Source organism: Pseudomonas sp. KBN12P06040, from assembly GCF_037574965.1.
Taxonomy (GTDB): Bacteria; Pseudomonadota; Gammaproteobacteria; order Pseudomonadales; family Pseudomonadaceae; genus Pseudomonas; species Pseudomonas aeruginosa.
The window spans coordinates 852,850-867,475 of the sequence record NZ_JBBELS010000001.1; the positions used below are offsets into that span (position 1 = coordinate 852,850).

The following is a 14,626-nucleotide window of genomic DNA, read 5'->3' on the forward strand; positions in this document are numbered from 1 at the left end:
AGGCGGGAGTGCCGGCCCTTGCGGGCCGGACAGCTTCAGGAAGCGTCGATCCAGATGGTCTTCAACTCTGTGTACTGGTCGTGTGCCCAGACCGACTTGTCGCGACCGCCGAAGCCTGACTCCTTGTAGCCGCCGAAGGGCGTCGAGGCGTCGCCCTCGCCGAAGCAGTTGACGGTGACGATCCCCGCGCGGATCTCCCGCGACAGGCGCAGTGCGTGGCGCAGGCTGCCGGTGTAGGCCGAGGCGGCGAGGCCGTAGACGGTGTCGTTGGCCAGGGCGATGGCTTCGTCGATGTCGTCGAAAGAGGTGACCGAGAGCAGCGGGCCGAAGATTTCCTCGCGGAACAGCCGGCTGTGCGGCGAGACGCCATCGACCACGGTCGGCTCGACGAAGATGCCAGCCTCGGTGGCGCCGCCGAAGCGCACCGCCAACCGCTCCGTCCTGGCCTGGTCGAGGTACGCGCGGACCTTCTCGAAGTGCGCCGGGCTGACCAGCGCGCCGAGGCGATTACGCGGATCCAGCGGGTCGCCCATGCGCCACTCGCGGAGCTGCGCGCCGATGCGTTCGAGCAGTGCCTCGCGGACCTCGGCGTGGACGATCAGCCGCGAGGACGCCGAGCAGTTCTCGCCCATGTTCCAGAACGCGCCGTTGACCACGTGTTGCGCCACCAGGTCGAGGTCCTCGACATCGTTCATCACCACCGCCGGGTTCTTGCCGCCGCACTCCAGTACCACCCGCTTGAGGTTGGACTCGGCGGCGTACTTGAGGAACAGGCGGCCGGTCGCGGTGGAGCCGGTGAAGCTGACCATCGCCACGTCCGGGTGGCGGCCCAGCGGTTCGCCGGCCTCGCGGCCGCCGCCGGGGACCACGTTGAACACCCCGGCGGGGATCCCCGCCTGGCTGGCCAGTTCGGCGACGCGCAGGGCGGTCAGGCTGGTCTCGGGGGCCGGCTTGACCACTACGGAGCAGCCTGCCGCCAGCGCCGGGCCGATCTTCCAGGCGAGCATCAGCAGCGGGAAGTTCCACGGCAGCACCAGGCCGACCACGCCGATCGGCTCGCGCACCACCATGGCCAGCGCCGCCGAACCGACCGGGGCGGTGCTGTCGTAGATCTTGTCGATCAGTTCGGCATGCCAGCGCAGGGTATTGATGGTTTCCGGCAGGTCGGTGTGCTGGCATTCGCGGATCGGCTTGCCGCTGTCGAGGCTCTCCATCACCGCCAGTTCCAGCAGGTGCTCTTCCAGCAGCTCGGCCAGGCGCAGCAGCGCCGCCTTGCGCTCGGCGGGCGTGCGCGAGCGCCAGCGGCCGTCCTCGAACGCCCGCCGCGCGCTGGCCACGGCGTGCCCGACGTCCTCCGCGTCGCAGGCGGCGACCTGCGCCAGCAGCTCGCCGGTGGCCGGGTTGGTCGAGGCGAAGGTGCGGCCGCCGCAGGCATCGCGGAACCCTCCGTCGATGAAGGCGCGCTGGGGAAGGTCCAGCGTCGCGGCGATGGCCGCGTATTCCTCCCGGCTCAGCAGCTCAGTCATGGCGGCCACCCTCGACGATCCGCGCGACCTCGCCCTTGAGCCTGGCGACGATCTCCGCCAGTGCCGCCTTGCCGGCCTCGTCCAGCGCCTTCAGCGGCGCACGTACGCCGCCGGCGCGCAGGCCGGCCAGCTCGCAGCCGTGCTTGATCGACTGGACGAAGTGACCGCTTTCGAGAAAGTCCATCAGCGGCATCATCGCCGCCATGATGCGCCGGCCCTTGGCGAAGTCGTTCTCGACCACGCAGGCCTGGTACAGGGCGAGGTGTTCGCCAGGGATGAAGTTGGAGCCGGCGCAGACCCAACTGCGCGCGCCCCAGGCGAAGAACTCCAGGGCCTGGTCGTCCCAGCCGCAGGACAAGGCGATCCGCGGGTGGCGGCAGGCCAGGCGGTGCAATTGCGCGGTGGAGCCGGAGCTTTCCTTGATCGCGACGATGTTGCGGCAGCCGGCGACGGCGGCGAAGAACGCCTCGTCCATCTCCACGCCCATCCGCGCCGGATAGTTGTAGAGCATGATCGGCAGGCCGGCGGCGCGGTCCACCGCCAGCACGTGCTCGGCGATCTCCCGCGAGGTCGGCAGCGCGTAGGGCGGCGAGCCGACCAGGATGGCGTCGGCGCCGATGGCGCGGGCGGCTTCGGCGTAGGCCAGCGAGTCCTCGGTGCGGATCGCGCCGGTTCCCACCACCAGCGGCAGGCGCCCGGCGATGACTTCGCTGGCGTGGGCGGCGAGGGCCAGGCGTTCCTCGGCGGTGTGCGCGTAGTACTCGCCGGTGGAGCCGCCGATCACGATGCCGTGCACCTTCGACTCGACGAGAAACTCCAGGACCTCGGCGAAGGCTTGGGTGTCGATGCTGCCGTCGGCGCTCAGCGGGGTGATGGCGGGGGTATAGATACCTTCGAATTTCACGGGGTTTCCTCCTGTGGGATGCTGGGCCGCGGCGCACCCGGCGGACGCTGCCGCGGCGGGTGGTTCAGGTGAGCGAAGCCGCCTGCTGCAGGTTCAGCGAACGGGTTTCCGGCGCCAGGGCCCAGGTCACGAGCAGCCCGAGCAGGGTCACCAGCGCGGCGGCGTACATGGTCTGGGCGGTACCCAGGGTTTCCAGGGAAAGCGGCACCAGGTAGGTGCCCACCGCGGCGCCGACGCGCGATAACGAGGTGCCGACGCCGACCGCGAAGGCGCGGATCTCGGTGGGGAACAGTTCGTTCGGGTAGACCAGTTGCAGCACCTGGGCGCCGCCGATGAACAGCGCGTAGGCACCGAACAGGCCGAGGATGGTCGCCTCCGAGCCGGCGTGGAAGACGCCCAGCCCGAGCAGCGCCAGGCCGGACCAGAGGAAGCTGTGCAGCAGCATGCAGCGCCGGCCGATGCGGTTGATCAGGCGGGTGGCGATGATGCAGCCGATGACGAACAGCAGGGTGATCGCCACCGAACCGTAGGAGGCCCAGTCGCCCTTCAGGTTCAGCGCCAGCAGCACCTTGGGCGCGAAGGCGTAGACGGCGAACACGGGGATCACCGAGCAGGTCCAGAACAGGGTGACGAAGAGCATGCGCTTGCCGTAGCCGGCGTAGAGCAGGTGCCAGATGGTGACCTTCCGTTCCAGCGCCTGTTCGGGCAGGTTCGCCAGCGAGAAGGCTTCGCCGTAGACCTGGCGGATGACCCGTTCTGCGTCCGCGTCGCGGCCCTTGCTCAGCAGCCAGCGCGGCGACTCGGGGGTGCCGATGCGTAGCAGGAACAGCACGGCGCCGATCGCCGCGGTGCTGGCCAGTACCAGGCGCCAGGCGTCCTCGCCGCCGCTGCGCAGGATCAGGTCGCCGACCAGGTAGGCGAAGGCGGCGCCGGCGAACCAGAGGATGGTCAGGGTGGCCAGGCGCGGTCCGCGATACTTCTTCGGCAGGAACTCCACCAGCAAGGCGGTGGCGACCGGGTACTCGATGCCCACCGCCACGCCGATCAGGAAGCGCAGGACGAACAGCGTCGCCGCCGAGTCGACCCCGTACTGCGCCAGGGAAGCGAGGACGAACAGGCTGGGGCCGACGAAGAACAGCCTGCGGCGGCCCAGGCGGTCGGTCAGCCAGCCGCCGAGGAAACCGCCGAAGAAGATGCCGACCAGCGCCGAGGCGGCGATCATGCCCTGCCAGAAACTGCTCAGTTGCAATGCCGCGGTCATCTGCAGCATCGCCACGCCGATGATGCTCAGCACGTAGCCGTCGACGAAGGAGCCGCCGCCGGAGCGCAGGGTCAACAGCCGGTGGAAGGCGTTGAGGGGTACGTCTTCGATCGAGGTCGTAGGATTTGTCATTATTGTCTCCTGGTTCTAACCGCTGCCGGTGAATTCGGGCCGAGCGAATCCGCGAGGCTGGAACGCTCTCCAGCTCCGGTCTTCAATGGCCGTCTGAATCGAAGTCGGCGCCCGTGGGCGCGTTACTAGGGATGCCTAGCTTTCTCTACCTGCTCGATACTGCCCCCACCTCAGGTTGAGGTTCACGCCAAGGGAAAGGAGTGGTTCGGGTGGATTGCCGCTGGGACCGGGCGCGCGCAGCAGGAAGTCGATCAGCTCGTTGCGTTCGCCCGCCAGCCAGTCGGCCAGCAGCTTCCCGGTGACGGTCCCGCGGGTTACCCCCAGGCCGTTGCAGCACAGGGCGCCATAGACGTTGGGCGCCAGCTCGCCGAAGTGCCCCATGTGATTCCTCGACAGCGCCAGCGAGCCGCCCCAGGTGTAGTCGAAGCCGACTTCCGGGAGCATCGGGAAGCGCTGGCGGAACGAGGCGCGATGGCGTACGGCGAAGCGCTCAAGGTACTTCCCGGCGCTGCGTCCGTCAGGGTTGAAACTGAAGCTGTTGCGGATCAGCAGGCGGTTGTCCGGGGTACGCCTCACCGTGGTGCCGTAAGGGTCGGCCGGGATCAGGCCCCAGTAGGGGCGCCCGCCGAGGCTGGCCTGCTCCTCGGCATCGAGCGGCCGGGTCAGGCTGGCGTAGGTGAAGATCGGCAGCATCCGCCCCTGGAGGAAGCCGAAGCTCATGCCGAAGGCGTTGTTGGCGAGGACCAGGCGGTCGGCCAGGATGCTGCCGTGGGGATGGCTCAGCAGGGACCTGTCGCCATATTCCACGGCGGTGATCGGTGTGTGTTCGTAGAGGCTGACGTTGCCCGGCAGGCTGTCGGCCAGGCCCTTGACCAGGGCCGAGGGCTGCACCAGCAGGGTACCGGGGGTGAACAGGGCCTTGCGATAGAAGGCGGTGCCGATGTGTCCCGGGAGGTCGTCCGCCTCGATCACCTCGTAGGCCTGGCCGAGCCGATCGAGGCCGCGCCGGTAGGCGTCGAGCACAGCCACGCCGCGCGCCTCGACGGCCGCCTGGTACTTGCCGCAGGCCTTCATCTGGCAGTCGATGGCATGGCGCTGCACCTGTTCGCGGAGCAGCGACTGGCCGGCGAGATTGAGCTTCAGGCCGATCCGGGCTGTCGCTATGTCGCCGATGTAGTCGTCGGCGCCGATGTCGTGGGGCAGGTCGATGGCGAAGCCGGCGTTGCGCCCGGCGGTACCGAAGCCGACTTCCTGGGCCTCGACCAGGACGATCTCCTCGTCCGGAAAATGCAGCGCCAGCTGGCGCGCGGCGGCGAGGCCGGTGAAGCCGGCGCCGACCACCACCCAGCGGGCGGCGCTCCTGCCGTAGTGGGCCGGCTTCGGCCGCCGCGGCGGGCTGAGGTGGTACCAGCCGCAGGAACGGTCGTCGGCCGGGAGGTGGGTTACTTTCGTCATCGCAGGGACCTGACTCTTGTTATTGGAACCCGGTAACCATCCCCTGCGTGACCGCCTCCGCTTCTCGGGCGGGGCCGTGGCGCGGGGGGCTCGCTAACCCTCGTAGACCAGCGCCACCTCCACTCCGGCCGGCGCCGCGTACTCGGCCATGCGCCGGCGCGACAGCTCGAAATGCGCACGGACGATGTCCGCCGCCGCATCCGGATCGCGCCGCTGGATGGCATCGACGATCTGGTCGTGCTGGTCGCAGGCGAGTTCCAGGTCGCGTTGCATGTCGTCGGTGGTCGGATGGCGGTAGAAGATCTTGCCCAGCCGCGCATGGTCGATCAGCAAGCGGCGCAGGCTGGGCATGAGGTAGTCGTTGTGGGCCATCCTGCCGATCTCCAGGTGGAAGGCGTCGTTGTGGATGACGCGGTTTTCCACATGCTTCTCTTCGATGGCCTTGCGGAAATCTTCCTGGATCGCCTTGAGCGTCTCGATCTCCGCTTCGCTGGCATGGGTGGCCGCCAGTTGCGTGGTGGCGATGTAGATCAGCGGCGCGGCGAGAAAGAAGGCGTGCAGCGAGTCGTGGCTCATGGCCGCGACGCGCGGCGCACGATTGGCTTCCAGTTCGATGTAGCCCTCGGCGGCGATCTGCCGCAGCAGTTCGCGCACCGGCGGGCGCGAGAGGCCGAACTCGTCGCACAGGGCGAGTTCGTCGACGACCGCGCCGGGCGCCAGTTCCATGCTCAGGATCCGCCGGCGCAGCGCATCGCCCAGCACCGCCTTGCGGTCGAAGGGGGCATCGGCGCTGTTCGAGTCGACGTCGGGTTGGGCTTTCATGGAGGCCTTTCTACTTGTCATGGGCTGTGTCTACAGTTTGTATAATGACTATAGGATTCTGTTAGACAATATGTCTACAGGTTTTTCGGGGCGTTTCCGTACCGTTCGTCCGCGCTGTTTCCGCTGACGCCGTGGCGTGCGAAAGGGGCAGCCCCCCGAGGGCGTATTTGAGCATATTCCCCCGGCGCGCCAGGAAGGCGCCAAGTCACATGGCTTGCGCATATGATGGAGCGCCCGGGGTTTTCGCCGCGACGGCAGGCGTCGCGGCCCGCTGGCCGGGAACAAGAAGAACAAGAGGCACGAATCGATGGAAAGAAGGCGTTTCAGCGCCGCCCTGCAAGGGCAGAACCTCAGGTTCACCGGGGCCGGGGAGGGGGGCTCGGCACGGGCACGGGTGGGCTTCCTGCTGCTCGAACACTTTTCCCTGCCGGCCTTCACCCAGGCGCTGGACACCCTGGTGACCGCCAACCTGATCCGCAGCGAGTCCTTCGCGGTGAGCAACTTCAGCCTGAGCGGCGAGCCGGTGACCAGCGACCTCGGGTTGCTGATCTGCCCGGACCTGGCGCTCGCCTCGGCGGCGCGGCAAGGACTCGACCTGCTGGTGGTCTGCGGCGGTTTGCGCACGCCCCTGCGCTCGTCCGCCGCGCTGCGGGAAGCGTTGCAGGACGTGGCGTCGCGCGGCGTCGCCCTGGCCGGGCTGTGGAACGGTGCCTGGTTCCTCGGCGACGCCGGCCTGCTGGATGGCTACCGCTGCTGCATCCATCCCGAGCACCGCGCCGCCCTCGCCGAGATCGCCCGCAACAGCCAGGTGACCAGCGACAGCTACATGGTCGACCGCGACCGCCTGACCGCGGCCAGCCCCACCGGCGCCTTCAACCTGGCGCTGGAGTGGATCGCCCGGCGCCACGGGCGCGACCTGGTGGAGGCGGTGGTGGATATCCTCGCCTTCGAGGAGTCGCGCTACCGACGGGTGCGCCCGGCCCTGCACGAGAAGATGAGCGAGCCGCTGCGCGAAGTGATCAACCTGATGGCGGCGAATATCGAGGAACCGCTCAGCCAGGAGCAGCTCGCCCACTACGTGGGGCGCTCGCGGCGGCAGATCGAGCGGCTGTTCCAGCAGCAGCTCGGAACCACGCCGGTGCGCTACTACCTGGAGTTGCGGATCACCGAGTGCCGGCGCCTGCTGCAACATTCCGACCTGACCATGCTGGAGGTCCTGGTCGCCTGCGGCTTCGTCTCGCCCAGCCACTTCAGCAAGTGCTACACCGCCTTCTACGGCTACCCGCCGTCGAAAGAAGTGCGCTACGGCAACGTCCGCTCGACGAAATGAGGGCGTTTCGCCGGACGCGGCCGGCATGCTAGAACGGACCTTTCGCCCTGACCTGCGGAGGTCCTGCGCCATGTCCCAGCCTTTTCTCTGGCGTCGCGTCAACGACTCGTCCGGTTTCGCCGAGCCGCGGGTGTTCATCCGTGTCTACCTGGAACCGGGCAGCATCGATGCGGCCATCGCTTTCTACGAAGACCTGCAGGGCGTCGCCCACGACATGCGCTTCGACTTTCCCGAGAAACGCCTGACACTCGCCGCAGTCGGCGCCTTCCTCCTGCTGGAGGGCAGCGACGAGGCGCTGGCGCCGTTCCGCAGCACCACTGGCACCCTGCTGGTGGACGACATCGAGCCCTATCACCGGCGCTTGCTGGCTGCCGGCGCGCAGATCATCTTCGGGCCGGCGCGCGCGCCCACCGGTGCCTGCTTCAATGCGCTGCTGCCGGACGGCACGGTGGTCGAGTTCGTCCACCACCGGCCGCAGCCGGGCGAGGCCTGAGCCTCAGCCGTCGCGCCGGGCGGCGCAATCGTCCATGGCCGCGCCGATCGCCTGTTCGCCGCGGGCCAGCAGCGCTGCGCTGGCGCCGCGGATATCGCGGGCTTCCTTGTTCTGGCTGAGCTTGAACTTGCCGACCAGGCGGGTGATCTCGATTTCGATGCCGACGATCAGCCGGAGCATCTCGTCGATGTAGTCGGCGGGGCCGTCGGTCATTTTCCAGGGCGTTTCCTGGGTCGCCTCGTGGGTGCGGGTCAGGCGCGCCACCAGTCCGCGCACATAGCGTTCGTCGTCGCGGATCCGCACCCGGCCGTGGGCGTGGACCACCCGGTAGTTCCAGGTCGGCACCTGGCGGTGGTGCTCCTGCTTGCTCGGGTACCACTGCGGCGAGATGTAGGCATCGCCGGCGCGGAACACCACCAGCACCTCGTCGCCGTCGCGCAGCTCGCTCCAAACCGGGTTGTTGCGCGCGACATGGGCTTCCAGGGTGCCTTGCGCGCCCTTTGCCGGGCTCAGCTCGAACGGCAGGTGGTTGGCGTCCAGGCCCGCTTCGCCGTGGCTGACCAGCAGGCCCAGCGGATAGTCCCGGATCAGCGCGTGCAGCGCCTGCGGGTCGGACTCTTCGAAATGCGAAGGCAGGTACATGTTCTGTTCTCCTCGGGGACTGGGTCCTTATACGCTGTCGGCGGGTACCGTCGCCACGCACAGCAGGCGCGAGTCGGCGCGCATGCCGGGCATCATCAGGCGCAATTCGTCGAGCAGCAGGCCGCCCGCTTCGTGCAGGGCCGCCAGCGGCATTTCCGGCAGGCTCTCGAGGATGAACCACATGCGCCGGGCGCTGGCATCCAGGCGGGTGCGCACGCCCTGGCGCCAGTTCCAGCGGCGGCAGGTGACGCCGAGGTCGTCGCGCCAGACCACCTCGCCGGGGTCGGGGGATTCGTCGACCGCCTCGCCGTTCTTCAGGGTGTCGAAGGTCTCGCTGCCGTCGGCGACCACCAGGCGCGGCGGGCCGGCATAGGCGGCGAGATTCTCGCCGCCTACCGGAATGGCGAATTGCACGCTGATGGCGTTGTACAGGTCCACCACCGGGTCGATGCTCGGCAGCCCGCCGTCGCGCAGCGCGCGTTTGCGCAGGGCTTCGGCGGAGCAGGGGGTACGCTGCGGCTTGGCGCCGAAGCGGCGGAACGCCTCGGCCCAGGCTGCCAGGTGCGCCTCGGCCCAGTCCGGTTCGCCACGCGCCAGCGCCTGGCAGGCGCGCTCCACGGCGCGGCCGGCGATTTCCGGACGAACGATCGGCGCCGCCTCGACGGTGAGGCTCAGGGCGCGGAAACCGGGGGCGAGGGCGGCCACCTCGGCGGCGATGACGGGGAGGATCGGGGCGTGCTCGGGCATGGTCGTCTTCAGGGTTCGGTGAGATGGAGGGGCGCGGCGCGTAAAGCGGTAGGTGGATTTCTACCATCCGGGCTCCGCCCTCACCATGAAATCAGCGAATGAATTATTAGCTGTGCTGATGATCGGGTGGTCGGGTTCAGCTGCGCTAATGGCGGGAGCGGCGTTCGCTTGCCGGCGAAGCCGGCGCCAGAGCCTTCCGCCGGCCGGTCGGGGCTGGACAGCGAGGCGCGAGGGGCGCAGTGTTCGAGCGGTCAGAACCGCCACCACCCGAGGTAGAACGCAGATGGCCAAGGCAGCCGATGTGGTTGTGCAATGCCTGGAAAACGAGGGCGTGCAGTACGTCTTCGGAATTCCCGGCGAGGAGAATCTCGACCTGCTGGAGTCCCTGCGCAAGTCGCAGATCCGGCTGGTGCTCACCCGTCACGAGCAGTCGGCCGGTTTCATGGCCGCCACCTACGGGCGCCTCACCGGCAAGACCGGGGTCAGCCTGTCGACCCTCGGCCCGGGCGCCACCAACCTGGTCACCGCCGGCGCCTACGCCTACCTGGGCGGCATGCCGATGCTGATGATCACCGGGCAGAAGCCGATCAAGAAGTCCAAGCAGGGCCGCTTCCAGATCCTCGACGTGGTCGGCATGATGCAGCCGCTGACCAAGTACACCCACCAACTGGCCTCCGCCGACAACATTCCCTCGCGGGTCCGCGAGGCGTTCCGCCTGGCCGAGGAAGAGAAGCCCGGCGCGGTGCACCTCGAGCTGCCGGAGGACATCGCCGCCGAGCAGACCGACAGCCTGCCCATCCCGCCGAGCCTGAGCCGCCGGCCGCTGGCGGAATACAAGGCGATCTGCGCCGCGGTGGAGAAGCTGCGCGCCGCGCGCAGCCCGATCCTGGTGATCGGCGCCGGGGCCAACCGCAAGATGACCGCCAAGGTCCTCAAGCAACTGATCGACAAGACCGGCATTCCCTTCGTCACCACCCAGATGGGCAAGGGCGTGGTCGACGAGCGTCACCCGCGCTTCCTCGGCAACGCCGCGCTGTCCGCCGGCGACTTCGTGCATCGCGCGGTGGAGGCGGCCGACCTGATCGTCAACGTCGGCCACGACGTGATCGAGAAGCCGCCGTTCTTCATGGTTCGCGGCGGTACCGAGGTGATCCACGTGAACTTCCGTTCCGCCGAGGTGGACCCGGTGTATTTCCCGCAGATCGAAGTGGTGGGCGACATCGCCAACGCCATCTGGCAGATCGGCGAGGCGCTGGACGATACCGCGCACTGGGACTTCACCCGCCTGCTGGCGATCCGCGAGGCCAACGAGGCGCAGGTCGCCGAAGGCGCCGACGACCCGCGCTTCCCGCTCTATCCGCAGCGCCTGGTGGCCGACGTGCGCCGGGCGTTGCCGTCGCAGGGCATAGTCGCCCTGGACAACGGCATGTACAAGATCTGGTTCGCCCGCAACTACAAGGCGCACATGCCCAACACCGTGCTGCTGGACAACGCCCTCGCCACCATGGGCGCCGGCCTGCCCTCGGCGATGGCCGCGCACCTGGTCTACCCGGACCGGCCGATCGTCGCGGTGTGCGGCGATGGCGGCTTCATGATGAACAGCCAGGAACTGGAAACCGCGGTGCGGCTGAAGATGAACCTGACGGTGATCATCCTGCGCGACAACGGCTACGGGATGATCCGCTGGAAGCAATCGAACATGGGCTTCGCCGACTTCGGGCTGGACTACGGCAACCCGGACTTCGTGCGCTATGCCGAGGCCTACGGCGCCCACGGCCACCGGGTCGACAGTGCCGAGGGCTTCCTGCCGTTGCTGGAGCGCTGCCTGGGCACGCCCGGGGTGCATGTGATCGATTGCCCGGTGGATTACTCGGAGAACGACCGCATCCTCAACGTCGAGCTGCGCGAACGCGCCCTGGCGGTCTGAACCGCCGGAGCGTCGCGCCGGCGTGCGTTCCGGCGCGACGGCTCAGAACAGCGACAGGTTGTAGCTGGCGATCAGGCGCACCTCGTCCACGTCGCGCGCCGAGCGCTCGAAGTCGGTGCGGTAGGTGGCGTTGCGCAGGCGCAGGCTGAGGTCCTTGAAGCGGCCGCTCTGCACCACGTACTTCAGCTCGATGTCGCGCTCCCATTCCTTGCCCTCGTCGCCGTTGGCCAGGCGGATATGGTCGCCGTTGACGTAGCGGGTCATGAAGCTCAGGCCGGGCACGCCGACGCTGCGCAGGTCGAAGTCGTAGCGCAGTTGCCAGGAGCGTTCCTCGGGGTTGGCGAAGTCGTTCACCTGCAGGTAGTTGGCCAGGTACGGATTGCTGCCGTCGAGGTAGGGCATCGAGCTGGCGCCGTTCATCCGCTGCCAGCCGGCGCTGAGCGTGTGGCCGCCCTGGGCGTAGGCGAGCAGCAGGCTGAGGGCGCGGTTGTCGATCTTGCCGGCGCGGGCCGCGCCGGCGTCCTCGCTGTCGAACCAGCGCAGGTCGGCGCTCAGCTTGCCGGAGCCGAGCTGCCGCTTGCCCACGGCACCGAGGTAGCGCTGGCGATAGACGTTGCGCAGGCCGCCCTGGGCGTATTGCAACAGCAGGCCGTCGTTGACCTGGTAGTCGAGTTGGTAGGCGTCGAAGCGGTTGCCGGTGGTGTCGCAGGCGTAGCGTTTGTTCTTGCAGTGCAGGCGGATGTCCTGGGCATCGCTGGAGTCCCGCGCGGTGTAGCGCTCCAGGCGGGTGGCGGAGAGCCTGAGCCCGGCGATCTCCTCGCTGGTCAGCTGGGCGCCGTGGAACAGGGTCGGCAGCAGGCGTCCGTCGTTGTATTTCAGCAACGGCATGTCCGGCAGCATCGCGCCGTATCTGAACTGTGTCTGCGAGAAGCGCATCTTGCCGGCGACGCCGGCCTTGGCGTACTGGTCGACCGAGCGACGCGGATCGTGGCCGCTGGAAGGCAGCAGGCCGCTGTTGCTGTCCGCGGGGCTGGAGTCGAGCTTGATCCCGAGCATCGCCAGGGTATCCACGCCGAAGCCCAGCGCGCCCTCGGTATAGCCCGAGCGCAGGTCGAGGATGAAGCCCTGCGCGGCTTCCTCGCGCTTGGAGGCGCCCTGCGGGTTGGCCGAGCTGCCGTCGCGGAAGTCGCGGTTGAAGTAGACGGTGCGCGCTTCCAGGCGCGCGCTGCCGTCCTCGAGGAAGGCGGCAGGGGCCGGGGCGACGAATCCGCCGCACAGGGCGAGGGCGCCCAGGCCGCGAAGGGTGCGGGGCGAACGGGGGGAAAACGGGGCGGACATGCGGTGACTCTCGACAGCGGGGGGTAAAAAAGCGCGCGAAGGTGTCACAGATGGTCGGCGGGGTCTTTGCGACCTTGGTCTAGCCGAGAAGGCGCGCACGGATCGTCGGCCAGGCAGGCCTCTAGCGGGTCGGACGCAGCGTGCCGAAAGCGACGAAGAATCCTCCGCAGCCCCCTGTGAAACGCTGCCCCGCCCGTGCCAGCCTGATCGTCACGTTTGCGCCAGGATATCCGGAGGCTAGCGCTTCACGCAGACGAACAGGGCATTCCCGGAGCTGCCGGCCCAGGGCGTGATCCGTTCGTAGTCGTGTTCGAAGACCTGCACCTCGAAATGCGTCTGCAACAGGTGCTGCAGCTCGGCGAAGCTGAGGGCGACCATGGGGTGTTCGTCCTCCCAGGTCTGGGTCGTTCCGTCCGTGGTTTTCTCGATACCGAGGCGCAGCGCCTGGCGCTCGCCCTCGCCGCTGTAGTACCAGCCGGAACCGAAGGTGAAGCGGCTGCCTCGATGCTCCACGGAATGGCGGACGAACGAGCGATTGTCGATCTGCCCCTTGTCCACCGTGTTGAAACAGAACACGCCGCCATCCGCCAGTGCGCCATGCACGCTGGCCAGGCATGCGCGCAAGCGCTCCAGCCCTGCGTTGTAGTGGATCGAATAGAGGAAACAGGTGATCAGGTCCAGCGGCTCGTCCACCTGGAAGCCGGCCATGTCCTGCCGGCTGAAGTGCGCTTCGGGGCAGCGCTGTCGGGCGAGGTCGAGCATCGGCTGGTTGATGTCCAGGCCGGCGCTGCGATAGCCGAAATCGAGGAAGTGCCTCACGTGAGGGCCGGTACCGCAGGCCAGGTCCAGGTGCCGCCGGCCCTGGTTGCCGAACAACTGGTGCAGGCGACGCACGCAGTGGCTCTGCGCCTGGTAGTCGATGTCGGCGCACATCAGGTCGTAATAGTGGGACAGGTCGGTGTACAGCGCAGTGGCGGACATGGGCGGCAAGGACCGGCGGCGAAGGGCGCGGCATGGTACCCCAGGCCCGGGCTTTGCCGGCGAAAAAACAGGCACCGGCCGGCGGATCGCGGGCGGACTTCAGTCGAACCGCGGCCAGTCGTCGGCTATCCGGTACCAGCAGGCCATCGACGCGACCTGGACATGCTTCTGTTTCTCCGATGGGAAGGGCGTGTCCAGGCTGCCGAGGGCGACCGATACCCAGTCGGCGAACTTGCCTTCGCTCCTTGACCAGAACAGCGGCGAGCCGCAGCGCGAGCAGAAGCGCCGGAGCACGGCGGGGGAGGAGCTGAACGCGGCGAGCAGGTCGGCGCCGCGGTCGATGTGCAGGTCCGCGACGGGGACGCTGCCATAACTGGCGAATGCCGCCCCATGGGCCTTGCGGCACTGGCTGCAATGACAGTGGGAGAGCGCCCGCGGGGGCGACGACAGGCGGTAGCGCAGCGCGCCGCACAGGCAACTGCCGTGGAAAGTCTGGCTCATCGGAAGGCGTTCCCGGATTCGCAAAGGCGGCGAGTCAAGCAGCCCGCGCCATGCTTGTCGAGTGCCTCCTCTGGTCGTGGGCTGTCGGTGCTGGCGTCGATGTCTGCTAGGCTCTGCCGTTTCACCCTAGGAGTATTTCCCCATGGCCCGAGCCACTGCCCGCCACATCCTGGTTTCCAGCGAAGCCAAGTGCAACGAACTGAAAACCGCCATCGAAGGTGGTGCGGATTTCGCCGAAGTCGCCCGCGAGCATTCCACCTGCCCCTCCGGCCGCGACGGCGGCAACCTGGGTTCGTTCGGTCCTGGCCAGATGGTCCGCGAGTTCGACCAGGTGGTCTTCAGCGCGCCGTTGAACGTGGTCCAGGGCCCGGTGAAGACCCAGTTCGGCTACCACCTGCTGGAAGTCACCAGCCGCCAGGACTGAACGTGCGGCGGCGCATAACGCCCCTCTTCCACGCGCCGATCCGGGCGTGGGGCGAATAACCGCTGCACGGGGTAAACGGCGGATAACGCCGTTGGCGTTATGCGCCCTACCTGTCCCGGACCGATGAAGGAAGCCGCACTTCC

At 68.2% G+C, this 14,626-nt stretch carries 14 protein-coding genes; 4 read left to right on the top strand and 10 right to left on the bottom strand.

The genetic code is table 11. The features are described 5' to 3' along the window. Positions 1–35: 35 nt before the first annotated feature. The 5 genes from VQ067_RS04020 to VQ067_RS04040 form a co-directional block, all read right to left on the bottom strand. Complete coding sequence (locus tag VQ067_RS04020) at positions 36–1,526, bottom strand: aldehyde dehydrogenase (protein WP_003101377.1); 1,491 nt, start codon at positions 1,524–1,526, stop codon at positions 36–38. Beyond that, positions 1,519–2,430: a dihydrodipicolinate synthase family protein gene (locus VQ067_RS04025; RefSeq protein WP_003093588.1), complete on the bottom strand. Its 912-nt coding sequence runs from the start codon at positions 2,428–2,430 to the stop codon at positions 1,519–1,521. The genes VQ067_RS04020 and VQ067_RS04025 overlap by 8 nt, the downstream gene beginning before the upstream one ends. A gap of 64 nt (positions 2,431–2,494) precedes the next feature. Continuing rightward, positions 2,495–3,823, bottom strand: a complete 1,329-nt coding sequence (locus VQ067_RS04030) for an MFS transporter (RefSeq protein WP_033990649.1) — start codon at positions 3,821–3,823, stop codon at positions 2,495–2,497. A gap of 135 nt (positions 3,824–3,958) precedes the next feature. Continuing rightward, a complete protein-coding gene (locus VQ067_RS04035) occupies positions 3,959–5,278 on the bottom strand; it encodes an NAD(P)/FAD-dependent oxidoreductase (protein WP_033990648.1) in 1,320 nt (439 codons plus the stop codon). A gap of 93 nt (positions 5,279–5,371) precedes the next feature. Next, positions 5,372–6,100 carry a GntR family transcriptional regulator gene (locus VQ067_RS04040; protein WP_003101372.1) on the bottom strand — a complete coding sequence of 243 codons (729 nt, stop codon included), beginning with the start codon at positions 6,098–6,100 and terminating at the stop codon, positions 5,372–5,374. Between the two features lie 307 nt (positions 6,101–6,407). On the opposite strand from VQ067_RS04040, the gene VQ067_RS04045 reads away from it, so the two are divergent. Further along, a complete protein-coding gene (locus tag VQ067_RS04045) occupies positions 6,408–7,430 on the top strand; it encodes a GlxA family transcriptional regulator (protein WP_003129343.1) in 1,023 nt (340 codons plus the stop codon). Positions 7,431–7,455: 25 nt separating this feature from the next. After that, positions 7,456–7,923 (top strand): VOC family protein, encoded by a 468-nt coding sequence (locus VQ067_RS04050; protein ID WP_025921192.1) that lies wholly within the window; start codon positions 7,456–7,458, stop codon positions 7,921–7,923. A 3-nt stretch (positions 7,924–7,926) separates the two neighbouring features. Here VQ067_RS04050 and VQ067_RS04055 read toward each other — a convergent pair whose 3' ends face one another. Both VQ067_RS04055 and VQ067_RS04060 read right to left on the bottom strand, forming a co-directional pair. Beyond that, complete coding sequence (locus tag VQ067_RS04055; RefSeq protein WP_003112977.1) at positions 7,927–8,565, bottom strand: FMN-binding negative transcriptional regulator; 639 nt, start codon at positions 8,563–8,565, stop codon at positions 7,927–7,929. Positions 8,566–8,592: 27 nt separating this feature from the next. Then, a complete protein-coding gene (locus VQ067_RS04060; protein WP_023096439.1) occupies positions 8,593–9,312 on the bottom strand; it encodes a B3/B4 domain-containing protein in 720 nt (239 codons plus the stop codon). Between the two features lie 283 nt (positions 9,313–9,595). Between VQ067_RS04060 and VQ067_RS04065 the strand changes: the two genes are divergently transcribed. Beyond that, on the top strand, positions 9,596–11,239 hold the full coding sequence (locus VQ067_RS04065) for an acetolactate synthase large subunit (protein ID WP_003093568.1): 1,644 nt from the start codon (positions 9,596–9,598) through the stop codon (positions 11,237–11,239). Between the two features lie 42 nt (positions 11,240–11,281). Here the strand turns inward: VQ067_RS04065 and VQ067_RS04070 are convergent, their stop codons facing one another. The 3 genes from VQ067_RS04070 to VQ067_RS04080 all read right to left on the bottom strand — a co-directional run bounded on the left by VQ067_RS04070 (position 11,282) and on the right by VQ067_RS04080 (position 14,059). Next, a complete protein-coding gene (locus VQ067_RS04070) occupies positions 11,282–12,577 on the bottom strand; it encodes an OprD family porin (RefSeq protein WP_033990647.1) in 1,296 nt (431 codons plus the stop codon). 237 nt (positions 12,578–12,814) lie between these two features. Next, on the bottom strand, positions 12,815–13,558 hold the full coding sequence (eftM, locus tag VQ067_RS04075; protein WP_003093564.1) for a class I SAM-dependent methyltransferase EftM: 744 nt from the start codon (positions 13,556–13,558) through the stop codon (positions 12,815–12,817). 99 nt (positions 13,559–13,657) lie between these two features. Further along, on the bottom strand, positions 13,658–14,059 hold the full coding sequence (locus VQ067_RS04080; RefSeq protein WP_003129347.1) for a GFA family protein: 402 nt from the start codon (positions 14,057–14,059) through the stop codon (positions 13,658–13,660). 142 nt (positions 14,060–14,201) lie between these two features. Here VQ067_RS04080 and VQ067_RS04085 point away from each other — a divergent pair, with 142 nt between their 5' ends. Beyond that, the gene (locus VQ067_RS04085; protein WP_003093561.1) at positions 14,202–14,483 is read left to right on the top strand and encodes a peptidylprolyl isomerase; all 282 of its coding nucleotides are present in this window, start codon (positions 14,202–14,204) and stop codon (positions 14,481–14,483) included. The last annotated feature ends 143 nt before the right edge of the window (positions 14,484–14,626 follow it).